This is a genomic window from Roseovarius faecimaris (assembly GCF_009762325.1).
GTDB lineage: Bacteria > Pseudomonadota > Alphaproteobacteria > Rhodobacterales > Rhodobacteraceae > Roseovarius > Roseovarius faecimaris.
Genome location: NZ_CP034348.1, coordinates 1231400 through 1254941 on the forward strand (window position 1 = coordinate 1231400; position 23542 = coordinate 1254941).

A 23542-nucleotide genomic window follows, 5' to 3' on the forward strand; every position below is an offset into this window, starting at 1 on the left:
CGGTGGTCCGCGACACAAACGCGATGATCGCGGGCATGGCGCCCGTGCTGGACCCTGAGACCTACCATTTCGTCACCTTGCCCGAAGGGGCGGCGCTGCCCGGCGCGGCCCTGGCGAGCTTTGTCGAAGACGAGGGTCTGTCGGTGATCCTGCCCGAAGCATTGGCCAAGGAATTGGGCCTGCTGTCTGAAACTCCCATGCGGCGGATCACGCTGAGTGTGTATTCCGCCCTTGACGGGGTCGGGCTGACGGCAGCGGTGGCCGGGGCGCTGGCGGAGGCGGGGATCCCCTGCAACATGGTGGCGGCCACCCGGCATGATCACGCCTTTGTGCCGGTGGCCCAGGCGGTGCAGGCGATGACGATCCTGAAGGCGCTGGCCTCCGATGGGGAGACGCGCGATGTTTGACCGGCTCGATCCTGCCCGGCGCACGGCGCTGGTGACCGGGGGCAACCGGGGCATCGGCAAGGCGATTGCGCGGGGGCTGCTGGAGCGTGATCTCAACGTGATCATCGCCTGTCGGGACGCCGAAGACGGGACCCGCGTCGCCGATGAAATGGGCGCGCATTTCGTCTATTGCGATCTTTCGGCCCCGATGGTTCTTCCGCCGGAGGGGGCAGAGGTGGATGTGCTGGTCAACAATGCGGGCGTGTGTTTCGATGCGCCGCTCTTGTCGCGCAAGGCAGAGTTTGAAGAGGTCATGAACGTCATGGTGACGGGGCCTTACGAGTTGATCCGGCAGGTGGTGCCTGGCATGCGTCAGCGCGGCTATGGCCGGATTGTCAATGTCTCCTCGGGTTGGGGCAGTTTTGGCGAGGGGCTGGAGGGGCCGGGGGCCTATGGTGTCGCCAAGGCGGCACTGAACGCGCTGACCGTCGCCGTCGCGCGCGAAGTGCCTGACGATATCAAGGTCAACGCCATGTGCCCCGGTTGGGTGCGCACACGGATGGGCGGGCAGGGGGCCACGCGCAGCCCCGAGGAAGGGGCCGACACCGCGCTGTGGCTGGCCTGTCTGGACGACGATGGCCCCACGGGTGGCTTTTTTCGCGACCGCAAACCGATCGACTGGTAGCGGCAGGCTGGTCAAGGCCGGGGCGTTGCGCTAGCGATAGGACAAGCGAGGGGAGGGCCGGGATGCCACATGCCGAACTGAGATATTCCAGCGATCTGCAGATCGATGCCGCTGCCGTTCTGGCCCGGATCGAAGAGGTGATCCAGGCGCATGATGCCGGATCCGGCGCGTGCAAGGGCCGGGCCTATCCGGCGCAGGTGTTCCACCACACGCATTGCCTGCTAACGCTCAGCCTGCTGACCAAGCCGCACCGCGATGCGGCCTTTACCCATGCGCTGATGGCGGATGTGGAGGCGGCGGTGAAGGCGATGATCCCGCAGAGCTGCTATTTCTCGCTGGGGCTTGAATATAGCGGCGCCACTTACGTGACCAACCGGCATGAGGTGGCCGCATGATCCCCGTGCTGGGAGTTGAGGGCGCGCGCGTGGCTGTACTCGGGCTGGGCCGGTCGGGTCTGTCGGCGGCGCGGGCCTTGCAGGCGGGCGGGGCGGTGCCGCTCTGCTGGGACGACAACCCCGAGGCGCGCGACCGGGCGCAGGCCGAGGGTTTCGACGTGGCTGACCTGAGCCGCCCCGGCGCCTTTGACGAGGTGGCAAGCCTGATCGTCAGCCCGGGTATTCCGCATCTTTATCCCGCGCCCAACAAGGTGGTGGCCGCGGCGCTGCACGCGGGCGTGCCGGTGGACAACGATATCGGCCTGTTCTTCCGCTCGCTGGCGGTCCCGGAGTGGGATAATTACGACACCGCGCCGCGGGTGATCGCGGTGACCGGCTCCAACGGCAAATCCACCACCTCGGCGCTGATCCATCACGTGCTGAGCGAGGCCGGGCGCGAGGCGCAGCTTGCCGGCAATATCGGGCGCGGGGTGCTGGATATCGACCCGCCCGGCGATGGCGGCGTGGTGGTGCTGGAGCTTTCCAGCTATCAGACCGAGCTTGCCCGCGCGCTGACGCCCGATGTGGCGGTCTTCACCAATCTCAGCCCCGATCACCTGGACCGGCATGGCGGGCTTGGCGGGTATTTCGCAGCCAAGAGGCGCCTCTTCGCAGAAGGCGGGCCGGACCGGGCGGTGATCGGCGTGGACGAGGATGAAGGGCAGTTTCTGGCGGGCCAGCTTGCCGAAGCACCGGGCGATGACCGGGTGATCCGCATCTCGGTCGCGGCCAAGCTGAGCGGGCCGGGCTGGGCGGTCTTTGCCAGGAAGGGGTTCCTGAGCGAGTACCGCAAGGGCCGACAGGCCGGGTCAATCGACCTGCGCGGGATCAAGGGCCTGCCGGGGGCGCATAACCATCAGAACGCCTGTTGCGCCTATGCCGCCTGCCGCACGTTGGGGCTGGCGCCGAAGGTGATCGAGCGCGGTTTTGCCAGCTTTGGCGGTCTGCCGCACCGCTCGCAACTGATTGCCGAAAAGGCGGGCGTGGCTTTCGTCAATGACAGCAAGGCCACGAATGTGGACAGCGCCCTGAAGGCGTTGCAGGCGTTTCAGAACATCCGCTGGATCTGTGGCGGGCTGGAGAAGGAAGGCGGGCTTGCCGGGCTCGCTCCGGGTTTGCAGAACGTGGTGAAGGCCTATGTGATCGGGCGCGAGGCGGCGCAGTTCGCGATGCAGCTTGACGAGGTGGAAACGCAGGTCTGCACGACGATGGCGGCGGCTGTGGACGCGGCAATGGCCGAGGCGCAGGCCGGCGACACGGTGCTTCTGGCCCCCGCCGCGGCAAGTTTCGACCAGTATGACAGCTTCGAGCGGCGCGGCGAGGATTTCATGGCCGAGGTGCAGGCGCGGCTTTAGCCCGGCGCCGGCGCGGCCAACCGCATGGGCGGCCCTAGGACGCGGCGTTGGCGTGATCGAAAAACGCCTTCATCACGATCTGCCATTGGCCGTCATGTTTGATCAGCGTCAGATAGTCGGTGAAAGTCGTGCCAAAACAGGCATCCGTCACCTTCGCCACCGCGACATCGCCAGTGATGTCCAGCGACACGATCTCGTACTCGTAAGGCGTTCCGGGCGGCAGGGCGGTTTCGCCTTCGACCGAGCTGATGAATGTCTCGCGATCGAAGAATTCGTAAGTCCCGTCGAAGTGACCGGCCTGCATGCATTGCGGGTGCATCGCGCGTTTCAGCCGCTCCCCCTGACCGTAGATCATCCCTTCCAGATACTCGACAACCACCGTTTCAATCGCATCCCGTTCGTTCCCGTTGCTCATCATCCGGTTCTCCATCCTGCGCAGCCGCCCGGCACGGGGCAGCCTGATGCCCAATATGCGGTGCCCCTTCCCTGATGTCTTGTGAATTTTGCCGGGAAAGGGGTGGTGCGTTTCTTGCAATTGCAATTGCAGTGCATTGGCGGCAGGTTGGGCCACAAAGGAGAGCCTCAATGCCACAGCACCTTGCCCCAGAGACCATTCAGCAATTCCGTGATCAGGGCGCGACCGTGCTGCGCGGTGCGTTTTCAGACTGGATCGACCGTCTGCGCGAGGGCGTGGATTACAACATGGCGCATCCTGCCCCGAACGCCCGCGACTATCGCACCGAGGAGGGCGGGCGCTTCCTGTCGGATTACTGCAACTGGGACCGGATCGAGGCCTATCGCGATTTCATCTTCAACTCGCCCGCCGCCGCCATCGGGGCCGAGCTGATGAGCAGCGAGACGGTGCGGCTTTTCCACGAGCATGTCATCGTCAAGACGCCCAAGACCGGCATGCCGACGCCCTGGCATCAGGATCTGCCCTATTACAGCGTCGATGCCACCCAGACGGTCAGCATCTGGATCCCGATGGATGCGGTGCCGCGCGACCGGACGCTGGAGTTCGTGGCAGGCTCGCACAAATGGGGCAAGCATTACCGCCCGCAGCGCTTTGACGGCACCGCTCTGAACGAGAATGACGGGCTGGAGGAGTTGCCCGATATCGACGGCAACCGCGCGGAGTATGACATTCTCGGCTGGGCTTTGGAGCCGGGCGATGCGGTGGCGTTCGATTATCGCACCGTGCACGGGGCCCCGGCCAACAATTCGGCCTCGGCCCAGCGGCGGGCGTTTTCCCTGCGCCTGCTTGGAGACGACGCCACCTTTGCCCGGCGCGAGGGGATCGTGACCTCGCCACCCTTTGAGGGGGTGACACTCAAACATGGCGACCCGATGGACGCGCCGGAGTTCCCGCGGTTGATGTAGGTGGGGGAGGGCGAATACGGGTTGTGGTTGTCTGGATTGCGGGACGCAAGCTGCCGTTCAACCGTCGCGCCATAGGCGGCCCATGGCCAGGCCCCGGGATGGCCATCCTGACCGGGGTTCTAAAGCCCTTTATCCCCGCCGCATCCGCGCGCAGAACGAGCGAAGCGCCCAGCATTACCCTATCGCCAGCCCAGGTAGGGGGGCTGGCGATGGGCCGGGCGCTTCGCGCTGTTAACCGGCCTGTTGTGTATCGCTCGAAGGTCCGCAAAGGGCTCAGCACGGACATTGCCAATACGGGAAAGCAAGGCGCTATTCTAAGCCGGTCTTTCGTGCCTTGATCGCCTGACCCGCCGCCCAGCCCGAGGACCAGGCCCATTGGAAGTTGTAGCCGCCCAGCCAGCCTGTCACATCCACGGCCTCGCCGATCACGTAGAGGCCGGGGACGGTCTTGGACATCATCGTTTTGGAGGACAGCCCGGCGGTGTCGATCCCACCCAGGGTGACTTCCGCCGTGCGGTAGCCTTCGGAGCCGTTGGGGGTGAGCGTCCAGTTGCGCAAACCTTCGACCAGCGCCGAAAGCGCCGCGTCGGACTGATCGGCCAGATTGCCCGTCATGGGCAGGGCCGGGCCGAGATGCTCCACCAGTTTGGCGGGCAGGTGACGCGCCAGTTCCGTCTTGAGCTGCCTGCGGCCCTCGCGCTGGCGTTGGTTGCGCAGGGTGTCAAAGAGCGTGCCATCGGGATCGAGGTCGAGCGTGATCGCCTCACCCTCGCGCCAATAAGAGCTGATTTGCAGGATAGCAGGCCCGGAGAGGCCGCGATGGGTAAAGAGCACGGCCTCGTCAAAACCGGCGCGGTCATTGAAGGCGCGTGCCGGGGCGGCCACGCCCGACAGCGGCGCAAACCGCTTGTCGGAAAAGGTGAGCGGCACAAGGGCAGGACGGGGCTCGACGATCTCGTGACCGAATTGCCGGGCGATGTCATAGGCCAGCCCCGTCGCCCCCATGGCGGGGATCGACTTTCCGCCGGTGGCCAGCACCAGTGCGGCCGCGCTTACCTCGATGCGGCGCCCGTCGCGTTCCAGCACAACCTGAAAGCGCTCATCGCGCCGCGCCACCTCCACCACGCTGGTGGATAGCCACAGCTCCGCGCCCGCGCGCGCCATCTCAGCGCGCAGCATGTCGATGATCTGGGTGGATTTGCCATCGCAAAAGAGCTGGCCCAGGGTTTTCTCGTGCCAGGAGATGCCATGACGCGCGACGAGATCGACAAAATCCCATTGGGTATAGCGGCTGAGCGCGGATTTGCAGTAATGCGGGTTGGCCGACAGGAAAGCCGCAGGCTCTGTATACATATTGGTGAAGTTGCAGCGCCCGCCGCCGGAAATGCGGATCTTCTCCCCCGGCTTTTTGGCATGATCCACCACCAGCACGCCCGCCCCGGCATGGGCCGCGCACATCATCCCGGCCGCACCGGCCCCCAAGATCAGCGTATTGACCTGCATGTCATGCGCCATGCCGTTTTCGCCCCCGCATGGCAAGCCCCCGCGTCGTCTTCTTGGGTCAAATACTCCCGTCGGAGGTGTCCAACGCCAGCCAGGGGCGCGCCGATCGGCAATTTGACCCCCTTATCTCGCTCAAAGCTTCCCTCACGCCACAACACCTGCTACACTGGCGGGATAGACCCCGGAAAGGGGCAGGCTGAGGCAGTGGTGAGCGGTTGTCATGACAGAGATGGTCTATGGGGCGGTCCCGGTGCGGGATGGGGAACCCATCTTGCCGAAATGGTGGCGCACGATCGACAAATGGTCGGTCTCCTGTGTGCTGATCCTGTTCGGGATCGGGATTTTGCTGGGTCTGGCGGCGTCGGTGCCGCTGGCGGAAAAGAACGGGTTTGAGCATTTCCACTACGTGAAGCGGCAGGCGCTGTTCGGCGGGCTGGCGCTGACGGCGATGTTTCTGACCTCGATGATGAGCCCGCAACTGGTGCGGCGCCTGGCGGTGCTGGGCTTTATCGGGGCGTTTATTGCCCTCGTGCTGCTGCCGGTCTTCGGCACGGATTTCGGCAAGGGGGCGGTGCGGTGGTACAGCCTCGGCTTTGCCTCTGTGCAACCTTCGGAGTTTCTCAAGCCCGGTTTCGTGGTGGTGGCCGCGTGGATGATGGCGGCGAGCCAGGATATCAACGGCCCGCCGGGGATCAGCTGGTCTTTCGTGCTGGCCATCGTAATCGTGGCCTTTCTGGCGATGCAGCCCGATTTCGGGCAGGCCTGTCTGGTGCTCTTTGGCTGGGGGGTGATGTATTTCGTGGCCGGTGCGCCGATAACCCTGCTTGTGATCATGGCGGTGCTGGTGGTGCTGGCGGGGTCTTTCGCCTATTCCAATTCCGAGCATTTCGCGCGCCGGATCGACGGGTTTCTGAGCCCCGATGTGGACCCCAACACGCAGTTGGGCTTTGCCACCAATGCGATCCGCGAAGGCGGGTTCTTTGGTGTGGGCGTGGGCGAGGGCGAGGTGAAATGGTCCCTGCCGGATGCGCATACGGATTTCATCATCGCCGTGGCGGCCGAGGAATACGGCCTCGTTCTGGTGCTGTGCATCATCACGCTTTACGCCTCCATCGTGGTGCGCTCTTTCCTGCGGCTGATGAAGGAACGCGATCCGTTCATTCGCCTTGCCGGGACCGGGCTTGCGGCGATGTTTGGCGTGCAGGCGATGATCAATATGGGCGTCGCGGTGCGGCTTCTGCCGGCCAAGGGCATGACGCTGCCCTTCGTGAGCTATGGCGGGTCTTCGCTGATTGCGGGCGGGATCGCGCTTGGCATGCTCTTTGCCTTCACGCGCTCCCGGCCGCAGGGCGGGGTGGGCGATATTCTGCGGGGGCATATCCGGTGAATGGCGTTCAGCAAAAGGTGCGTGAAATCACGCACCCTACGGCGTAGCTCATGGCGGAGCGTCAGCCTCTTCTCATCATCGCCGCAGGCGGCACGGGTGGGCATATGTTCCCCGCACAGGCGCTGGCCGAGGTGATGCTGCGGCGGGGCTGGCGGGTCAAGCTGAGCACGGATGCGCGTGGCGCGCGCTACACGGGAGGGTTCCCGCATTCCGTCGAGATCGAGCAGATCTCAAGCGCCACCTTCGCACGCGGCGGGCTGGTGGCGAAACTGGCCGTGCCGTTCCGCATTCTTGGCGGGGTGCTGTCGGCGGCGTTTGGCATGATGCGCGACAAACCGGATGTGGTGGTGGGTTTCGGCGGCTACCCGTCGATCCCCGCGCTTGGTGCGGCGTGGCTCTTGCGCCGCCCGCGCATGGTGCATGAGCAAAACGGCGTTCTGGGCCGGGTCAACCAGATCTTTGCCAAACGGGTGGACACGGTCGCCTGTGGCACCTGGCCCACGGCGCTGCCCGAGGGCATAGAAGGCGTGCATGTCGGCAACCCGGTGCGCGCGGCGGTGCTGGAACGGGCCGCGGCGGGCTATATCGCGCCGGGGGATTATCCGATGTCGATCCTGGTGATTGGTGGCAGTCAGGGCGCGCGTATCCTGAGCGATGTGGTGCCGCCCGCGATTGCGGGTCTGCCCACCGACCTTCTGCGCAATATCCGCGTGAGCCATCAGGCTCGCGAGGAGGATCACGACCGCGTGGCGGGATATTATGCCGAGCACGGGATCAATGCCGATGTGCAGCCCTTCTTCCGCGACATCCCCAACCGGATGAGCGAGGCGCAGCTGGTAATCAGCCGCTCGGGCGCCTCCAGCGTGGCGGATATCAGCGTGATTGGCCGCCCGTCGATCCTGATCCCCTATGCGGCGGCGGCCTCGGACCATCAGACGGCCAATGCGCGGGGCCTGGCAGAGGCGGACGCAGCGATCATCATTCCGGAATCAAGGCTTGAGGTCGAGACGCTTTGCGAGCATATGGCCAGCGTCCTGACCAATCCGGAAGCGGCCACGGCCATGGCGCAGGCGGCTTTGAGCGTGGCCAGACCCGATGCGCCGCAGATCCTGGCGGATATGGTGAGCGAGCTTGCCGGAAAGGACGATACGACATGAGGGATTTCGCAAGCGAAGGAGCCCAGCAGATGAATGCAGCGACGAAACTCCCGGGCGATGTAGGCCCGATTCATTTCGTGGGCATTGGCGGGATCGGCATGTCGGGGATCGCCGAGGTGCTCTTGAACCATGGCTATGTCGTGCAGGGCTCGGACCTGAAATCGACGCCGATCACCAGGCGGCTGGAAGAAAAGGGCGCGCTGATCTTCGAAGGACAGCGGGCGGAGAACCTGGCAGAGGCCGAGGTTGTCGTGATCTCATCGGCGATCAAGCCGGGCAACCCGGAACTCGATGAGGCGCGCAGGCTGGGCCTGCCGGTGGTGCGCCGGGCCGAGATGCTGGCCGAGCTGATGCGGCTGAAATCCAATATCGCGGTGGGTGGCACCCACGGCAAGACAACGACCACGACGATGGTCGCGGCCCTGCTGGATCACGGCAAATACGATCCGACGGTGATCAATGGCGGGATCATCCATGCCTATGGCTCGAACGCGCGCGTGGGGCAGGGTGAATGGATGGTGGTCGAGGCCGATGAAAGCGACGGCACCTTCACGCGGCTGCCCGCCACGATCGCCATCGTCACCAATATCGACCCCGAGCATATGGAGCATTGGGGCGATTTCGACACGCTGCGCGACGGGTTCCATGAGTTTGTCAGCAACATTCCGTTCTATGGCCTTGCCGTCTGCTGCACCGATCATCCGGAAGTGCAGAGCCTTGTGGGCCGCATCACCGACCGGCGCGTGGTGACCTTTGGCTTCAACAAGCAGGCGGATGTGCGGGCGGTGAACCTGACTTACAAGGCCGGGGTTGCGCATTTCGATATTGAGCTGAACAACGAGGACAAGCGCATCGAGGGCTGCACGCTGCCGATGCCGGGCGATCACAATGTCAGCAACGCGCTGAGCGCGGTGGCGGTGGCGCGGCACCTGGGCATGAAGCTTGATGAGATCCGCGAGGCGCTGGCCGCCTTTGGCGGGGTGAACCGCCGCTTTACCCGCGTGGGCGAAGTGAATGGTGTGACCATCATCGACGATTACGGGCATCACCCGGTCGAGATTGCCGCCGTGCTCAAGGCCGCGCGGCAGGCCACCGACGGGCGTATCATCGCCGTGCACCAGCCGCATCGCTACACCCGCCTGCATTCGCTGTTCGAGGATTTCTGCACCTGTTTCAACGAGGCCGATGTGGTCGCCATCGCCGATGTCTACGCAGCCGGGGAAGAGCCCATCGACGGCGCCAGCCGCGATGATCTGGTCGCGGGACTGATCGCCCACGGGCACCGCCATGCGCGCGCCATCCGCGATGAGGACGATCTGGAGCGTCTGGTGCGTGAACAGGCCCGGCCCGGCGATATGGTTGTCTGTCTGGGCGCGGGCACGATCAGCGGCTGGGCCAATGGATTGCCCGGGCGCCTCGAACGGGCCGGATAAGCGGCCATTGTGGCCGGACTGTGCCGGGCGGGCGTGAGGCGATGGGTCGCGGAGTGGCCGACGGGTTTGCCTTCAATGCCGCGACGATTTTGCGCATGATTGCGGAAGAGCATGAACGGCCCATTCGGGCCGTGCTGAACGAAGAGGTGTCATCATGACCCTGGTTGTTCTCTGTGCCGTCTGGGTGATTGCGGCAACGGCCGTGGCCTTCCTGCCGCTGCGGTATCAATATGCGCCGGGTATCCTGTTGCTGATCGCGGCGGCGGTCCTGATCTGGATGCTGGGACGAGAATTCGGGCTGCTTGTCGTTTTGCTGGCGGTGTTCGCCGTGGTGTCGATGTTCCGCAAACCGCTGCGATATTTCGCGCGGCGGGCGCTGGGGCAGACGCCGGAGGTGCGTAAATGAGACCTTTCGTCTCTACAGGCGGGTCACCATGACCGAGGCGCTCAAGCGACGCATCGGCCCGGGGCTTCTGACCGCTTATGGCGTGGGCGTCATGGTGGGGGCCGGTATCTATGTGCTGGTCGGAGCGATGGCTGCGGATGCGGGGGTCTGGGCGCCGCTGTCCTTTCTGATCGCGGGGCTGATCGCCGCACCGACAGCCCTGAGCTATGCGGAGTTTTCCACCCGGCTGCCGGAGGCGGCGGGTGAGGCAATTTATGTGGCCAAGGGGTTTGGCCTGCCTGCGCTGGCGCTGCTGGTGGGGCTTGCCATCGTCTTCGCCGGCGGGGTGTCCGCGGCGGCGGTGCTGCGGGGCGGGGCCGGGTACCTGACCGCGATCACCGATTTGCCGTTTGACGCCACGGTGGTGGTGATGGGCGCGGTCCTGGTCGCGGTGGCGCTGATCGGGGTGCTGGAGAGCCTGGCGCTTGCCGCGCTCTTTACGGTGATCGAGGTCACCGGGCTGGGGCTGGTTGTCTATGCGGGGTTCTCGGCGACGCCCACGGCCGATTTCACGCTGCCCGCCGAGATCGTCTGGCCTGGGGTGGCCGCGGGCGCGGTGCTGGCGTTTTTCGCTTTCATCGGGTTTGAGGACATCGTCAACATGGCCGAAGAGGTCGACCGGCCCGAACGCACCTTGCCGCGCGCGATCCTGTGGTCGCTGGTGATCACCAGTGTGCTTTATGCGCTGGTTGCCTATGCCGCCGTCCGGTCTGTGCCCCTGTCGCTTCTGGGCCAGAGCGAGCAGCCGCTGGCGCTTGTCTGGTCCACGTCGCAGGGCGGAACGGCGGCGTTTCTGTCCATCATCGCGGTGGCGGCGGCTCTCAACGGTGTGCTGGCGCAGATCGTGATGGCAAGCCGCGTCCTTTTTGGCCTGGGCAAGAGGCATCCGGGCCTGTCGCTGTTTCATCACGCGCATCCGCGGTTCGGCACGCCGGTGCTGGCGACGCTGCTGATCGGTGTTGCGGTGATAGCCGGGGCGCTTCTATTGCCGGTGGCTCACCTCGCGGAAATGACGTCGACGATATTGCTTGGCGTTTTCGTTCTGGTGAACGCGGCCCTGCTTCTGATGAAGCGGCGGACGCCGGAGGCGCCGTTTCGGGTGCCCGCGGTGGTGCCGCTTTTTGGTTTTCTCGCCGCGCTGGCGGCGCTGGTCTTTACGTTTGGAGGTGCAGCATGACCCTTTCGTTGATCCTGGCCTGTGTCTGGGCGCTTTGCGCAAACTTCCTGGCCATGCTGCCCAGCAAGGACAATCACTGGCGCCGGGCCTATGCGCTGATCGCGGTGGGAATCCCGCTACTGGGATATGTCACCTATGAGAACGGGCCGTGGATCGGCCTTCTGGTGCTGGCGGCAGGAATGAGCGTGCTGCGCTGGCCGGTGGTCTATCTGGGCCGCTGGTTGCGCGCGGCGCTTAGGTGAAACGGACAGGGATCAGGAGAGGCAACGCTATGTATACATCGACTTTTTTCGCTCTGCTGCCCCTCGCCAGCGTGGTGGCAGGGGCGCTGGCCGGGGCGGCCCTGGGGCGGTATTGCACCCCGCGCGCGGCGGCCTGGGCGCTGGCGGCCTACGCAGCGGTGGCGCTGGTGCTGATCATTCGGCTGGCAGGCGTCGGCGAGGGCGAGGAGATCAAGGCTTTTGCCCCCTTCGCCACGCTTACAGCGGGGCTGTTTCCGGCGCTCTTCGGGGCGATCCCCGGCTGGCTTGGTGGCAGGGCGCTGGCCCGGCGGGCCTGAGCGGCCGCAACAGGCGCGGGCAAAACGCTTGCAGTCCGCCCCGTGCCCGATTAGCAGAGCGGGCATGAGTGAAATGCCCACACCGCGCGGAAAGCTGACACCGAACCGAGTGCTTTCGGATCTGACATGGCTGCGTGTGGGCGGGCCTGCGGACTGGCTGTTTCAACCGGCGGATATCGACGATCTGGCGGCGTTCCTCGCCACCCTTGACAGGGATGTCTCGGTGTTTCCGATCGGCGTGGGATCGAACCTGATCGTGCGCGATGGCGGGCTGCGCGCGGTGGTTATCCGGCTGGGCCGTGGGTTCAACGGGATCGAGATCGACGGCACGCGTGTCATCGCGGGGGCGGCGGCGCTCGACGCCCATGTCGCGCGCAAGGCCGCCGAAGCGGGGATAGACCTGACCTTTCTGCGCACCATCCCCGGAGCGATGGGCGGGGCGGTGAAGATGAATGCCGGGTGCTATGGGCGCTACACCGCCGATGTCTTTGTGCAGGCCGAGGCGGTCACGCGCGCGGGCGATATTGTCACGCTTGGCGCCGATGAGCTGCAATTCGCCTATCGCCAGAGCAGTATTCCCGAGGGCTGGGTGATCACCAAGGTGACGCTGGAGGGGCCAAAGGCGGATCCCGAGGAGCTTGGGGCGCGGATGCAGGAGCAATTGCGAAAGCGCGACGAAACCCAGCCCACCAAGGACCGCAGCGCAGGCAGCACGTTCCGCAATCCGGCGGGGTTCAGCTCGACCGGTCGGGCCGATGACGTGCATGATCTGAAGGCCTGGAAGGTGATCGACGACGCCGGTATGCGCGGGGCGACGCATGGGGGCGCTCAGATGAGCGAAATGCACTCTAACTTCATGATCAACACCGGCACGGCCACCGCCGCGGACCTTGAGGCTCTGGGCGAAGAGGTGCGAAAAAGGGTTTTCCAAAACAGTGGCATAATGCTAGACTGGGAAATTATGAGGGTCGGCGAAACGGCCCCAACCGATCCGTGAGGCGGACATACGAATAACAAGACCGGAAAACGGTCTGGATATTGAGGCACAAGGTGGGACTTTCGAGCGGAAATCCCCCCAAAGTGGCGGTGATCATGGGTGGCCCTTCGTCCGAGCGCGAAGTGTCGCTTTCGTCAGGACAGGAATGCACCGCTGCATTGAGGGACGCAGGTTGCGAGGTGATTGAGGTCGATGCGGGCCTCGATCTGGCGCAGCGCCTGTTGGAGATCAAACCCGATTGCGTATTCAACGCCCTGCATGGCCGCTGGGGTGAGGATGGCTGTGTGCAGGGTCTGCTGGAATGGCTGCGCATCCCCTACACGCATTCGGGCGTCTTTGCCTCGGCCCTGACCATGGACAAGCAGCGCACCAAGCAGGTTTATGCCGAGGCCGGCCTGCCCTTCGTGCATTCGGTGATCGCCACCTCGGAAGAGGTCGAGGCCGCGCATGTTCTGCCCCCGCCCTATGTGGTCAAGCCTTTCAATGAGGGCTCATCAGTGGGTGTATACATTGTGGGCGAGAACCCCAACGGCCCGCCGAAGCTGGCGCGCGAGATGCCCGCGACCGTGATGGTGGAAACATATGCGCCCGGGCGCGAGCTGACCACGACGGTGCTGGACGGCAAGGCGCTGACCGTCACCGATATCATCACCGATGGCTGGTATGACTACCATGCCAAATATGCCTCCGGCGGGTCGCGCCATGTGGTGCCCGCAGAGCTGCCGCAGGAGATTTTCGACGCCTGCCTCGATTATGCCGAGCGCGCGCATGTGGCGTTGGGATGCCGCGGCCTTACCCGGACCGATTTCCGCTGGGACGAGGCGCGCGGGCTCGACGGGCTCATCCTGCTGGAAACGAACACGCAGCCGGGCATGACGCCCACGTCGCTTGCCCCCGAACAGGCGGCGCATTGCGGCATGAGCTTTCCCGAGCTGTGCCGATGGATGGTGGAGGACGCGTCATGCGACAGGTAAGCCAGACCCCGAAAAGCGATCCGGCCCCGTCCCGCTGGGCCTACCGGATGGAGCGGCTGATGCTGACCCCGCTTTTCCGCAAGGTTCTCAAGGTGGGGGTGCCTTTCGCGGCGGCCTTCATCGGCGGGACGATCTATTTCTCCGATGCGGAGCGGCAGGAAAAAATGGCGCTGGCCTTCGTGGACCTGCGCGAGCAGATCGAGACGCGCCCCGAATTCATGGTCAACCTGCTGGCCATTGACGGCGCCAGCGATGAGACCGCCGAGGATATTCGCGAAATCTTTCCCATCGAGTTTCCGGTCAGTTCCTTCGATCTGGAGCTGGATGACCTTCAGGAGCTGATCGAGGGCCTGCCCGCCGTGGCGGATGCTTCGGTGCGCATCCGGCAGGGGGGGATCCTGCTGGCTGAGGTCACCGAGCGGCAGCCGGTCGCGCTGTGGCGCAACCGTGACGGGCTGGGCATCGTCGATATCGAGGGCGTGGTGGTGGGCGAGGTGATCAGCCGCGCCGAACGGTCCGATCTGCCGCTGGTGGTCGGCGAAGGGGCCGAGCGCGCACTGCCCGAGGCGTTGCAGGTGCTGCATGCGGCGCGCCCGCTCGCGGGCCGGGTGAAGGGGCTGGTGCGCATGGGTGAGCGGCGCTGGGACGTGGTGCTTGACCGCGATCAGCGCATTCAGTTGCCCGCGGTCGGCCCGGTGCGGGCGCTGGAGCGGGTGATCGTGCTGAACCAGGTGCAGGACATGCTGGAGCGGGATCTGGTGGTGGTGGATATGCGCCTCGCCGAGCGGCCCACGATCCGGATGAATGAGGCGGCCATCGAAGAATGGTGGCGGGTGGTCAAGATGAGTGCAGAGGCAGAATAACACATGATCGAGCTCTACGAATCTCAACGGGCGATGCGCAACATGCGTCAGGCGGCGATGCAGCGCGGGGTGATTGCGGTGCTGGATGTGGGCACCTCCAAGATCGCCTGTCTGGTGCTGCGGTTTGACGGGTCCGACCGGCTGGAGGCCGATGGGATCGGCGCGCTTGCGGGGCAGGCGGGGTTTCGGGTGATCGGTGCCGCCACGACCCGCTCGCGCGGGGTGCGCTATGGCGAAATCGACACGATGCAGGAAACCGAGCGCGCCATCCGCACGGCGATTCAGGCCGCGCAGAAAATGGCCAATATCCGGGTGGATCATGTGATTGCCTGTTTCTCGGGGGCCGGGCCGCGCAGCTATGGGCTGGCCGGTCAGGTCGAGCTGGAAGGCCAGGTGGTGACCGAGCAGGATGTGAGCCGCGTGCTGAGCGCCTGCGACGTGCCCGATTACGGGCCGGGCCGGGAGGTGCTGCATGCGCAACCCGTCAATTTCGCGCTGGATCACCGTTCGGGGCTGAGCGATCCGCGCGGGCAGATCGGGCATGAGCTGAGCACCGATATGCATATGCTGACGGTGGATGCGATCGCGGTTCAGAACCTTGCCCATTGTGTGAAGCGCTGTGATCTGGAGCTCGCGGGGCTGGCCAGCTCGGCCTATGTGTCGGGCATTTCGGCGCTGGTGGAGGATGAGCAGGAGCTGGGCGCGGCCTGTATCGACCTGGGCGGCGGGTCTGCCGGTGTGTCCATCTTCATGAAAAAGCACATGATCTATGCCGATAGCGTGCGCATCGGCGGGGATCATGTGACCTCGGATATTTCCATGGGTCTGCAAATCCCCGCACCCACGGCGGAACGGATCAAGACCTTCTATGGCGGCGTGGTGGCGACCGGCATGGACGATCGCGAGATGATCGAGATCGAAGCCGATACCGGCGACTGGCACCATGACCGGCGCAGCGTGAGCCGGGCGGAACTGATCGGCATCATGCGGCCAAGGGTGGAGGAAATCCTCGAAGAGGTTCGCGCGCGGCTGGATGCGGCGGGGTTCGAGCATCTGCCGAGCCAGCAGATTGTGCTGACCGGCGGCGGCAGCCAGATCCCCGGCCTCGACGGGCTGGCGAGCAAGATCCTGGGTCAGCAGGTGCGCCTTGGCAGGCCGCTGCGCGTTCATGGGCTGCCGCAGGCGGCGACCGGGCCCGGATTTGCCAGCGCCGTGGGCCTGTGCCTCTTTGCCGCGAATCCCCAGGACGAATGGTGGGACTTCGAAATACCGGTCGACAGATACCCTGCGCGCTCGCTGAAACGGGCCGTGAAGTGGTTCAAGGACAACTGGTAACCGCAAGATATGGGGATTTTGGCGAAATACCGCGTATTTGCTGAAAAAAATGGCCATATTTGGTATGAATTTGCCAGTTTTCGGGTGACGTGCGGGAACGGGATGCGTAAGATCACTCCAATTTAGGCAGTAAACAGGCCTGCGCGGGCGGGCATAACAAGCAGGCGGATGAGGACCATGACTTTGAATCTGACGATGCCAGGCCACGAGGACCTGAAACCCCGGATCACCGTTTTCGGTGTGGGCGGGGCGGGCGGCAATGCCGTCAACAACATGATCGAAAAAGAGCTGGAGGGCGTCGACTTCGTCGTTGCCAATACCGATGCGCAGGCGCTGCAGCAAAGCAATGCCCCCAACCGGATCCAGCTTGGTGTGAAAGTCACCGAGGGGCTGGGCGCCGGGGCGCGTCCGTCGGTCGGGGCGGCCGCGGCTGAGGAGAATATCGAGCAGATCGTCGATCACCTCGCTGGCGCGCATATGTGCTTTATCACCGCCGGTATGGGCGGCGGCACCGGCACGGGCGCGGCGCCGATCATCGCGCAGGCCGCGCGGGAGCTGGGCGTTCTGACCGTTGGTGTCGTGACCAAGCCGTTCCAGTTCGAAGGGGCCAAGCGCATGCGCCAGGCCGAGGAAGGCGTGGAAAGCCTGCAGAAGATGGTCGATACCCTGATCATCATCCCGAACCAGAACCTGTTCCGTCTGGCCAATGAAAAGACCACCTTCACCGAAGCGTTCAGCATGGCTGATGACGTGCTTTATCAGGGTGTGAAAGGGGTGACCGACCTGATGGTGCGCCCGGGCCTGATCAACCTCGACTTCGCCGATGTCCGCGCGGTGATGGACGAGATGGGCAAGGCCATGATGGGCACCGGCGAGGACAGCGGCGAAGACCGCGCCATCCAGGCCGCCGAGAAGGCAATCGCCAACCCGCTTCTGGACGAAATCAGCCTGCGTGGCGCCAAAGGTGTCCTGATCAACATCACCGGCGGGCATGACCTGACGCTGTTTGAACTTGACGAAGCCGCCAACCGCATCCGCGAAGAGGTGGATGCCGATGCCAATATCATCGTCGGCTCGACACTGGATGCCGGGATGGAAGGCACGATGCGGGTGTCGGTCGTGGCGACGGGCATTGATGCGTCGGAGGTACAGCACGACATTCCGGTGCCGCGCCGCTCTCTGGCGCAGCCGCTGCAGCTTTCGACCGTGGCGGAAGAAGCCGATGAGGCCATCGCTGCCGCAACCGCGCAGACCGCCGCGGACGAGGCGCATGATGAGCCGTCGCTCTTTGCCGATATCGACGCGGAAAGTGCCGCTGCCGAGGAGCAGATGGAAAGCATCTTCGAACCTGAAACCGTGCGCCGCGCCGAGCCGGTCGCCGAGGATCTGGATGATGAACTGCCGCCCCCGGCCTATACGCCTCCGGCCCCCGAGCCCGAGGTGGCCGAAGCGGATGCGGAAAGCTTCGTCGCACCGCGCGCCCCGAGCGCCGGAACCCCCAGCGCGGAAGCTATGGCCCGGCTGAGCGCTGCGGTCAGCAAGGTTCCGGCCCGTAGCCCGGCGCCTGGTGCAGCATCGCAGGGCGGCAGCCCGGCCGAGAAGCCGCGCTTCGGGATCAACTCACTGATCAACCGGATGACGGGGCAAAGCGCGGAGAGTGACCAGCCCGCCGCGCGCCCGGCACGTCAACAGCCCCCGGTGCGCACTCAGGCGGCCCAACCGGCCCCGGTCGAATCGGAAGCAGCAGAAGAAGATCAGATCGAGATTCCGGCCTTCCTGCGCCGTCAGGCGAACTGATCCGCAACACATTGCCAATGGAAAGAGGCCGCATCACGCGGCCTTTTTTCTTTTTATTGCAGAGGGTTGGAGCCGCTGAACGGGACTTTCGGCAGGAGTCCGCCACCCTGTTGAAGCGCATGTTTCAACACGTTGCAAAGATTGAATTGAGCCCCTCGCGCCTGGCAACTACACCTTCGTCACTCTCCCAGCCTTAATGGGCTGTTAACCATTGAGACGACCAAAGCAGGCAAATCGTGCAAACAACGATCACATCGCAGGTGGAATTTCACGGCGTCGGGTTGCATTCCGGCGTGGCCGCGTGCCTGCGCATTCTGCCCGCTCTGCCGGGACGGGGTATCGTCTTTCGCCGCACCGATATGGATGGGGCCGGGGCCGAGATCCCGGCGCGCTGGGATCTGGTCAAGCAATCGCCGCTGTGCACGCGCATCGAGAACGCGCAAGGCGTGGCGGTCTCGACGGTCGAGCATGTGATGGCCGCGCTGGTCGGTTGTGGGATCCACAATGCCACGATCGAAATCGACGGACCCGAAGTGCCGATCCTGGATGGCAGCTCTGCCGCCTTCGTGCGGGGCATTCTGTCAAAGGGCGTGCGCAAGATGGCCGCCCCCCTCAAGGCATTGCGGGTGCGCGACACGGTCGAGGTCCAAAAGGGCGAGGCCTGGGCGCGGCTGGTGCCGCATGACACGCTCTTGATCGAGTTCAATATCGAGTTCGAGGATGCCGCGATCGGCACCCAGAAAAAGCTTCTGAACATGTCCAATGGCAGCTTTGTGCGTGAGCTGTCCAACAGCCGGACCTTCTGCCGCAAGGCGGATGTGGAGCAGATGCGGGCCAATGGGCTGGCGCTTGGCGGCACTTATGAGAACGCGGTCGTCGTGGACGGGGCCCAGGTTCTGAGCCCGGGCGGGCTGCGCTATCGCGATGAGGCGGTGCGCCACAAGATGCTCGATGCACTGGGCGATCTTGGCCTCGCCGGTATGCCGATCCTTGGGCATTATCAGGGCTTCCGTGCGGGGCATGCGCTGACCAATGACCTGTTGCGCGCGCTTTTCGCAACCCCCGAGGCGTATGAGATCGTCGATTGCGACGAGGATATCGCCGCCCGCCTGCCCGGTGCCGGGGTGCACTGGGGAGAGATCCCCGAGGTCGCCTGATCCTCGAGTAGAGGACCTTGCCGAACAAAAACAGATACTCGCGCAGAAATGTGCCAAAGGCGTTTTGCCCCGGATATTTCTGTGCTAGGACCATGCGGAGTTTTGGGGTAACAATCTGTAAAACCGCGATGAAGGGTCGTTCGAGCATGATATTCGGCAAGCCATGGGCCGCCAGCGCCAGCGCCCTTGTACTTAGCTTGGTGTTGACCGGCTGCGGCGGAAGCTCCGCGGTGGAACGCGGCGACGTGGATTTTGAGCAATACACCGCCGAGCAGATCTTTGAGCGCGCCGAATACGACCTTGCCCAGAAAGACCCGGATCTGGCCGCCACCGTCTTTGCCGAGGTGGAGCGGCTCTACCCCTATTCGGAATGGGCCAAGCGCGCGGTGATCATGCAGGCCTTCGCCTTCCATCAGGCCAAGGATTACGAGAACAGCCGCGCCGCCGCGCAGCGCTTCATCGATTTCTACCCGACGGATGAAGATGCAGCCTATGCGCAGTATCTGCTGGCGCTCAGCTATTACGACCAGATTGACGAGGTGGGCCGCGATCAGGGGCTGACCTTCCAGGCGCTGCAAAGCTTGCGCGAGGTGATCGAGCGCTATCCGGATAGCGAATATGCCCGGTCCTCAGTGCTGAAATTCGATCTGGCCTTTGACCATCTGGCCTCCAAGGAAATGGAGATCGGGCGGTACTACCTGAAGCGCGATCATTTCACGGCCGCGATCAACCGTTTCCGCGTCGTCGTCGAGGATTTCCAAACGACATCGCACACTGCCGAGGCTCTGCATCGTCTGGTCGAAGCTTATCTGTCGCTTGGTCTTGTGAACGAAGCACAGACCGCCGGCGCGATCCTTGGGCATAACTTCCAGAGCACCGAATGGTATGAGGACAGCTATGCGCTGCTTACCGGGCAGGGGCTGCAGCTTCAGGCCAAGGGCGACAACTGGCTGCGCCAGATTTACCGGCAGATGTTGCAGGGACGGTGGCTCTGAGGGGGGCGGGGTGACCCCCGCCCTACGGAGTGGGCGATGCTGCGAACACTAGAGATTCGGGACATGCTGATCATCGACCGGCTTGAGCTTGCGCTTGAGCCCGGGCTGAACGTGCTGACCGGAGAGACCGGGGCGGGCAAGTCGATCCTACTCGATTCGCTGGGCTTCGTTCTGGGCTGGCGCGGCCGGGCCGAACTGGTGCGCGCGGGCGCGGAGCAGGGAGAGGTCACAGCGGTGTTTGACCTGGAGGAGGGGCATCCCGCGCTAGAGGTACTGGAAGAGGCCGGACTGCCGGGAGGCGAAGAGCTGATCCTGCGGCGGGTCAACACGCGCGACGGGCGCAAGACGGCCTGGGTGAATGACCGGCGCTGCTCGGGCGAGGTGCTGCGGCAGCTCTCGGACACCTTGGTGGAATTGCACGGGCAGCATGACGACCGGGGGCTGCTCAATCCGCGTGGTCACCGGGCGTTGCTTGATACCTATGGCGGATTGCAGGGTGAGGTGGCCCGGGTGCGCGAAGCCTGGCGCGAGGTGATGACCAGGCGCCGCCAGCTTGATGAGACCCGTGCGACGCTCGACAAGGCGCGGGGCGAGGAAGAGTATCTGCGCCACGCCGTCGGAGAGCTTGATGCGCTCGATCCGCAACCGGGAGAGGACGCGGAGCTCGATGCCCGCCGCCGCCTGATGCAAGGGGCCGAACGGCTGCGCGAGGAGATCGGAAAAGCGGCGCAGGCGCTTGGACCCGACGGGGCCGAGGGGGCCGCGAACGATGCGCTGCGCTGGCTGGAAAGCGTGGCGGGACAGGCCGAGGGGCAGCTCGATGCGCCGCTTGCCGCGATTGGCCGGGCTCTGGTGGAGCTTGACGAAGCGGCCAGCGGGGTCAGCCGGGCCCTGGAGCAGCTGACCTTCAACCCCAGCGAACTTGAGGAAGCCGAGGAGCGGCTATTTGCGATACGGGCGCTGGCGCGCAAGCACGGCGTCGCGCCGGATGACCTGGGCGATTTCGCCCAAGGTCTGCGCGGGCAGATCGAGGCGATGACCCAGGGTGCGACAAACATGGTGCAGCTCCAGCAGGCACTGGTCGAGGCGGAACAGGCCTATGAGACGGCCGCGGCAGAGCTTGGCCAGGCGCGCGCGACGGCGGCCAAGGCGCTGGATGCCGCCATGGCGGACGAGCTGGCCCCGCTGAAAATGGAGCGCGCGCTGTTCACCACCGAAATCACGCAGGCTGAGGCCGGGCCGGAGGGGCGCGACGAAGTTGTGTTTACCGTCGCCACCAACCCTGGCGCCCCGGCGGGGCCGCTGAACAAGATCGCCTCGGGCGGGGAGTTGAGCCGCTTTTTGCTGGCGCTCAAGGTTTGCCTGACCGGCACGACCCCCGGCCTCACGCTCATTTTCGACGAGATTGACCGGGGCGTGGGCGGTGCCACGGCTGATGCGGTGGGCCGCAGGCTTGCTCAGCTGGCCGAGCACGGTCAGGTTCTGGTCGTTACCCATTCTCCTCAGGTCGCGGCGCGCGCCGGGCATCACTGGCGGGTGGAAAAGCGGGTTTCGGAAGATGCGACGCTGTCGACCGTGACCAAGCTCGCCACGCAGGAGCGCGTGGACGAGATCGCCCGGATGCTTTCCGGCGACCGCATAACCGACGAAGCCCGTGCCGCCGCAGACAAGCTGATGAGCGTCTGATGCGCGGCGCGTGGACAGCCGCGGCATGCTATTTCGCGGCGGTCTTTGCGCTTGGGTTCGCCCTTGGGACGGTACGGGTGTTGCTGCTGCTGCCGGTACTGGGGGAGGGGCTGGCGGTGCTTCTGGAACTGCCGATCATGCTCGCCTTCAGCTGGTGGATCGCCGGACGGATCATTGCCTGGCTCGATGTGGCCCCGGCCGTATTGCCGCGAATCATTATGGGAGGTGGGGCTTTTGCCCTGCTTATGCTGGCTGAATTGATGCTGGCCACGCAGGGGTTCGGGCGGAGCCTGACGGAGCATTTCGCGCATTACCTGACCCTGCCGGGCGCGGTGGGGCTGGCCGGGCAGGGGGTGTTCGGAGCCATTCCATTGCTGCGGCTGGGCCGCGACCGGGGCTGAAACGGGATCAGTTGCGCGGCGGGACAAGCTTGCCGGGGTTCATGATATTGTCGGGATCGAGCGCCTGCTTGATGTTGCCCATCATGGTCCAGGCGGTGTGCCCGTGCTCTTCTTCCATATAGCCGAGCTTGCCGATGCCGATCCCGTGCTCGCCGGTGCAGGTGCCGCCAAGCCGGAACGCGCGCTGAACCATACGATGCGACGCCTCCTGCGCGCGCCGCACCTCGTCCCCGTCGCTTTCGTCGATCAGAAGAATGGCGTGGAAATTGCCATCACCCACATGCCCCAGGATCGGGCCGGTGAGCCCGGATTGCGCCAGATCGGCGCGCGTTTCGTCAATCGCATCCGCAAGGGCCGAGATCGGCACACAGATATCGGTGACAATGGCACGCGCCCCGGGGCGCAGTTGCAGAATGGCGTAATAGGCATTGTGCCGCATCGCCCAGAGCGCCTTGCGGTCTTCGGCCCTGGTGGCCCAGTCAAAGCCCAGCCCGCCATGGTCGCGGGCCAGTTCTCCAAAGGTTTCCGCCTGTTCCGCGACCGCGCTTTCGCTGCCGTGGAATTCAAGCAGAAGATGAGGTTTCAGAGGTAAGTCACTGTTTGAATAGGCATTCACAGCTATAACGCTGTCTGTATCCATAAGCTCGATCCTGGCCACAGGCAGGCCGATCTGCACCGCGTCGATCACCGCATTCACCGCATCCGGGACGGTGTCAAACGCGCAAACCGCGCTGGATACGGCCTCGGGCTGGCCGTGCAGACGCAGGGTGAGTTCGGTGATCAGGCCGAGCGTTCCTTCGGCGCCGACGAAAAGATGGGTCAGATCGTACCCTGCCGAGGATTTGCGCGCCCGGCTGCCCGTGCGGATCACCTCGCCCGAAGCGGTCACCACTTCAAGCGCCAGAACATTGTCGCGCATGGTGCCGTATCGTACGGCGGTAGTGCCGCTGGCACGGGTCGAGGCCATACCCCCGAGCGAGGCATTCGCGCCGGGATCGACGGGAAAGAACAGGCCCGTGGCGCGCAGCTCTTCATTGAGCTCCTCGCGGGTCACGCCGGGCTGCACCGTGACATCCATATCCGCCGCGTTGATCTGCAGAATGCGGCGCATGTCGCGGAAATTGACCGCGACACCGCCCTGCACCGCCTGGGTCTGGGCCTCCAGCGAGGTGCCCGCGCCAAAGCCGATCACCGGACAGCTGTGGCGGGCGCAGATCCGGACCAGTTCGGCCACGTCCTGGGTCGAGCGCGGATAGACCACTGCGTCGGGGGGGGTTAGGGGGAAATGGCTTTCGCTGCGGCCATGTTGCTCCAATTCGGACTTGGAGCGGGTGAGCGCTTCGCCTAGAACAGCTTGAAGCTCCGCGATTGCATCCTGGATGCCCATTTACGTCCTCTCGTTACACGTCTTGACCGAGACTATGCGATGTGGCCGG

24 protein-coding genes are annotated in these 23542 nt (G+C 64.7%); 21 read left to right on the forward strand and 3 right to left on the reverse strand.

Translation table 11 applies throughout. The annotated features are described in order from the left end of the window. Positions 1–2 precede the first annotated feature (2 nt). The 4 genes from EI983_RS06490 (at position 3) to murD (ending at position 2860) form a co-directional block, all read left to right on the forward strand. On the forward strand, positions 3–407 hold the full coding sequence (locus tag EI983_RS06490) for an ACT domain-containing protein (protein ID WP_246162321.1): 405 nt from the start codon (positions 3–5) through the stop codon (positions 405–407). Next, positions 400–1071 carry an SDR family NAD(P)-dependent oxidoreductase gene (locus EI983_RS06495; protein ID WP_157706568.1) on the forward strand — a complete coding sequence of 224 codons (672 nt, stop codon included), beginning with the start codon at positions 400–402 and terminating at the stop codon, positions 1069–1071. The genes EI983_RS06490 and EI983_RS06495 overlap by 8 nt, the downstream gene beginning before the upstream one ends. A 62-nt stretch (positions 1072–1133) precedes the next feature. Continuing rightward, complete coding sequence (locus tag EI983_RS06500) at positions 1134–1466, forward strand: hypothetical protein (RefSeq protein WP_157706569.1); 333 nt, start codon at positions 1134–1136, stop codon at positions 1464–1466. After that, on the forward strand, positions 1463–2860 hold the full coding sequence (murD, locus tag EI983_RS06505) for a UDP-N-acetylmuramoyl-L-alanine--D-glutamate ligase (protein WP_157706570.1): 1398 nt from the start codon (positions 1463–1465) through the stop codon (positions 2858–2860). The genes EI983_RS06500 and murD overlap by 4 nt, the downstream gene beginning before the upstream one ends. 34 nt (positions 2861–2894) lie before the next feature. Here murD and EI983_RS06510 read toward each other — a convergent pair whose 3' ends face one another. Next, entirely contained in the window at positions 2895–3275 is a 381-nt protein-coding gene (locus EI983_RS06510; protein WP_157706571.1) for a nuclear transport factor 2 family protein, read from the reverse strand. A gap of 170 nt (positions 3276–3445) precedes the next feature. Between EI983_RS06510 and EI983_RS06515 the strand changes: the two genes are divergently transcribed. Next, positions 3446–4240 (forward strand): phytanoyl-CoA dioxygenase family protein, encoded by a 795-nt coding sequence (locus tag EI983_RS06515; RefSeq protein ID WP_157706572.1) that lies wholly within the window; start codon positions 3446–3448, stop codon positions 4238–4240. A 309-nt stretch (positions 4241–4549) separates the two neighbouring features. Here EI983_RS06515 and EI983_RS06520 read toward each other — a convergent pair whose 3' ends face one another. After that, positions 4550–5743 carry a BaiN/RdsA family NAD(P)/FAD-dependent oxidoreductase gene (locus tag EI983_RS06520; RefSeq protein WP_157709009.1) on the reverse strand — a complete coding sequence of 398 codons (1194 nt, stop codon included), beginning with the start codon at positions 5741–5743 and terminating at the stop codon, positions 4550–4552. A 220-nt stretch (positions 5744–5963) separates the two neighbouring features. Here EI983_RS06520 and ftsW point away from each other — a divergent pair, with 220 nt between their 5' ends. From ftsW to EI983_RS06600, 16 genes are all read left to right on the forward strand, one after another. Beyond that, positions 5964–7130 carry a putative lipid II flippase FtsW gene (ftsW, locus tag EI983_RS06525; protein WP_157706573.1) on the forward strand — a complete coding sequence of 389 codons (1167 nt, stop codon included), beginning with the start codon at positions 5964–5966 and terminating at the stop codon, positions 7128–7130. 50 nt (positions 7131–7180) lie between these two features. Further along, complete coding sequence (gene murG / locus EI983_RS06530) at positions 7181–8287, forward strand: undecaprenyldiphospho-muramoylpentapeptide beta-N-acetylglucosaminyltransferase (protein ID WP_157706574.1); 1107 nt, start codon at positions 7181–7183, stop codon at positions 8285–8287. A 29-nt stretch (positions 8288–8316) separates the two neighbouring features. Further along, a complete protein-coding gene (gene murC / locus EI983_RS06535) occupies positions 8317–9720 on the forward strand; it encodes a UDP-N-acetylmuramate--L-alanine ligase (protein WP_157706575.1) in 1404 nt (467 codons plus the stop codon). Positions 9721–9874: 154 nt separating this feature from the next. Then, entirely contained in the window at positions 9875–10126 is a 252-nt protein-coding gene (locus EI983_RS06540; protein ID WP_157706576.1) for a DUF2484 family protein, read from the forward strand. Between the two features lie 28 nt (positions 10127–10154). Next, positions 10155–11342 (forward strand): APC family permease, encoded by a 1188-nt coding sequence (locus EI983_RS06545; protein WP_157706577.1) that lies wholly within the window; start codon positions 10155–10157, stop codon positions 11340–11342. Then, positions 11339–11584 (forward strand): DUF2484 family protein, encoded by a 246-nt coding sequence (locus tag EI983_RS06550; RefSeq protein WP_157706578.1) that lies wholly within the window; start codon positions 11339–11341, stop codon positions 11582–11584. Before EI983_RS06545 ends, EI983_RS06550 begins: the two co-directional genes overlap by 4 nt. Before the next feature lie 29 nt (positions 11585–11613). Beyond that, on the forward strand, positions 11614–11901 hold the full coding sequence (locus EI983_RS06555) for a hypothetical protein (RefSeq protein WP_157706579.1): 288 nt from the start codon (positions 11614–11616) through the stop codon (positions 11899–11901). A 64-nt stretch (positions 11902–11965) separates the two neighbouring features. Next, positions 11966–12898 carry a UDP-N-acetylmuramate dehydrogenase gene (gene murB / locus EI983_RS06560; protein WP_157706580.1) on the forward strand — a complete coding sequence of 311 codons (933 nt, stop codon included), beginning with the start codon at positions 11966–11968 and terminating at the stop codon, positions 12896–12898. Positions 12899–12993: 95 nt separating this feature from the next. Continuing rightward, on the forward strand, positions 12994–13872 hold the full coding sequence (locus tag EI983_RS06565) for a D-alanine--D-alanine ligase (RefSeq protein WP_246162388.1): 879 nt from the start codon (positions 12994–12996) through the stop codon (positions 13870–13872). Beyond that, positions 13860–14735, forward strand: a complete 876-nt coding sequence (locus EI983_RS06570) for a cell division protein FtsQ/DivIB (protein WP_246162323.1) — start codon at positions 13860–13862, stop codon at positions 14733–14735. Before EI983_RS06565 ends, EI983_RS06570 begins: the two co-directional genes overlap by 13 nt. Before the next feature lie 3 nt (positions 14736–14738). Then, positions 14739–16070, forward strand: a complete 1332-nt coding sequence (gene ftsA, locus EI983_RS06575; protein WP_157706581.1) for a cell division protein FtsA — start codon at positions 14739–14741, stop codon at positions 16068–16070. Positions 16071–16247: 177 nt separating this feature from the next. Beyond that, a complete protein-coding gene (gene ftsZ, locus EI983_RS06580; RefSeq protein ID WP_157706582.1) occupies positions 16248–17867 on the forward strand; it encodes a cell division protein FtsZ in 1620 nt (539 codons plus the stop codon). Between the two features lie 236 nt (positions 17868–18103). Further along, positions 18104–19024, forward strand: a complete 921-nt coding sequence (gene lpxC, locus EI983_RS06585; RefSeq protein WP_157706583.1) for a UDP-3-O-acyl-N-acetylglucosamine deacetylase — start codon at positions 18104–18106, stop codon at positions 19022–19024. 146 nt (positions 19025–19170) lie between these two features. Continuing rightward, positions 19171–20019 carry an outer membrane protein assembly factor BamD gene (locus EI983_RS06590; RefSeq protein WP_157706584.1) on the forward strand — a complete coding sequence of 283 codons (849 nt, stop codon included), beginning with the start codon at positions 19171–19173 and terminating at the stop codon, positions 20017–20019. A gap of 36 nt (positions 20020–20055) precedes the next feature. Next, positions 20056–21705 carry a DNA repair protein RecN gene (gene recN / locus EI983_RS06595; protein WP_157706585.1) on the forward strand — a complete coding sequence of 550 codons (1650 nt, stop codon included), beginning with the start codon at positions 20056–20058 and terminating at the stop codon, positions 21703–21705. Continuing rightward, a complete protein-coding gene (locus EI983_RS06600; RefSeq protein WP_157706586.1) occupies positions 21705–22106 on the forward strand; it encodes a hypothetical protein in 402 nt (133 codons plus the stop codon). Before recN ends, EI983_RS06600 begins: the two co-directional genes overlap by 1 nt. Before the next feature lie 7 nt (positions 22107–22113). On the opposite strand, the gene EI983_RS06605 is transcribed toward EI983_RS06600, so the two are convergent. Beyond that, the gene (locus EI983_RS06605; RefSeq protein WP_157706587.1) at positions 22114–23493 is read right to left on the reverse strand and encodes an FAD-binding oxidoreductase; all 1380 of its coding nucleotides are present in this window, start codon (positions 23491–23493) and stop codon (positions 22114–22116) included. Between the last annotated feature and the right edge of the window lie 49 nt (positions 23494–23542).

What these genes read in the sequence shown, in the direction of transcription:
- EI983_RS06495 (WP_157706568.1), top strand. Translation starts at nt 400, where the DNA reads ATGTTTGACCGGCTCGATCCTGCCCGGCGCACGGCGCTGGTGACCGGG.
- EI983_RS06500 (WP_157706569.1), top strand. Translation starts at nt 1,134, where the DNA reads ATGCCACATGCCGAACTGAGATATTCCAGCGATCTGCAGATCGATGCC.
- murD (WP_157706570.1), top strand. Translation starts at nt 1,463, where the DNA reads ATGATCCCCGTGCTGGGAGTTGAGGGCGCGCGCGTGGCTGTACTCGGG.
- EI983_RS06510 (WP_157706571.1), bottom strand. Translation starts at nt 3,275, where the DNA reads ATGAGCAACGGGAACGAACGGGATGCGATTGAAACGGTGGTTGTCGAG.
- EI983_RS06515 (WP_157706572.1), top strand. Translation starts at nt 3,446, where the DNA reads ATGCCACAGCACCTTGCCCCAGAGACCATTCAGCAATTCCGTGATCAG.
- EI983_RS06520 (WP_157709009.1), bottom strand. Translation starts at nt 5,743, where the DNA reads ATGCAGGTCAATACGCTGATCTTGGGGGCCGGTGCGGCCGGGATGATG.
- ftsW (WP_157706573.1), top strand. Translation starts at nt 5,964, where the DNA reads ATGACAGAGATGGTCTATGGGGCGGTCCCGGTGCGGGATGGGGAACCC.
- murG (WP_157706574.1), top strand. Translation starts at nt 7,181, where the DNA reads ATGGCGGAGCGTCAGCCTCTTCTCATCATCGCCGCAGGCGGCACGGGT.
- murC (WP_157706575.1), top strand. Translation starts at nt 8,317, where the DNA reads ATGAATGCAGCGACGAAACTCCCGGGCGATGTAGGCCCGATTCATTTC.
- EI983_RS06540 (WP_157706576.1), top strand. Translation starts at nt 9,875, where the DNA reads ATGACCCTGGTTGTTCTCTGTGCCGTCTGGGTGATTGCGGCAACGGCC.
- EI983_RS06545 (WP_157706577.1), top strand. Translation starts at nt 10,155, where the DNA reads ATGACCGAGGCGCTCAAGCGACGCATCGGCCCGGGGCTTCTGACCGCT.
- EI983_RS06550 (WP_157706578.1), top strand. Translation starts at nt 11,339, where the DNA reads ATGACCCTTTCGTTGATCCTGGCCTGTGTCTGGGCGCTTTGCGCAAAC.
- EI983_RS06555 (WP_157706579.1), top strand. Translation starts at nt 11,614, where the DNA reads ATGTATACATCGACTTTTTTCGCTCTGCTGCCCCTCGCCAGCGTGGTG.
- murB (WP_157706580.1), top strand. Translation starts at nt 11,966, where the DNA reads ATGAGTGAAATGCCCACACCGCGCGGAAAGCTGACACCGAACCGAGTG.
- EI983_RS06565 (WP_246162388.1), top strand. Translation starts at nt 12,994, where the DNA reads ATGGGTGGCCCTTCGTCCGAGCGCGAAGTGTCGCTTTCGTCAGGACAG.
- EI983_RS06570 (WP_246162323.1), top strand. Translation starts at nt 13,860, where the DNA reads ATGCGACAGGTAAGCCAGACCCCGAAAAGCGATCCGGCCCCGTCCCGC.
- ftsA (WP_157706581.1), top strand. Translation starts at nt 14,739, where the DNA reads ATGATCGAGCTCTACGAATCTCAACGGGCGATGCGCAACATGCGTCAG.
- ftsZ (WP_157706582.1), top strand. Translation starts at nt 16,248, where the DNA reads ATGACTTTGAATCTGACGATGCCAGGCCACGAGGACCTGAAACCCCGG.
- EI983_RS06590 (WP_157706584.1), top strand. Translation starts at nt 19,171, where the DNA reads ATGATATTCGGCAAGCCATGGGCCGCCAGCGCCAGCGCCCTTGTACTT.
- recN (WP_157706585.1), top strand. Translation starts at nt 20,056, where the DNA reads ATGCTGCGAACACTAGAGATTCGGGACATGCTGATCATCGACCGGCTT.
- EI983_RS06600 (WP_157706586.1), top strand. Translation starts at nt 21,705, where the DNA reads ATGCGCGGCGCGTGGACAGCCGCGGCATGCTATTTCGCGGCGGTCTTT.
- EI983_RS06605 (WP_157706587.1), bottom strand. Translation starts at nt 23,493, where the DNA reads ATGGGCATCCAGGATGCAATCGCGGAGCTTCAAGCTGTTCTAGGCGAA.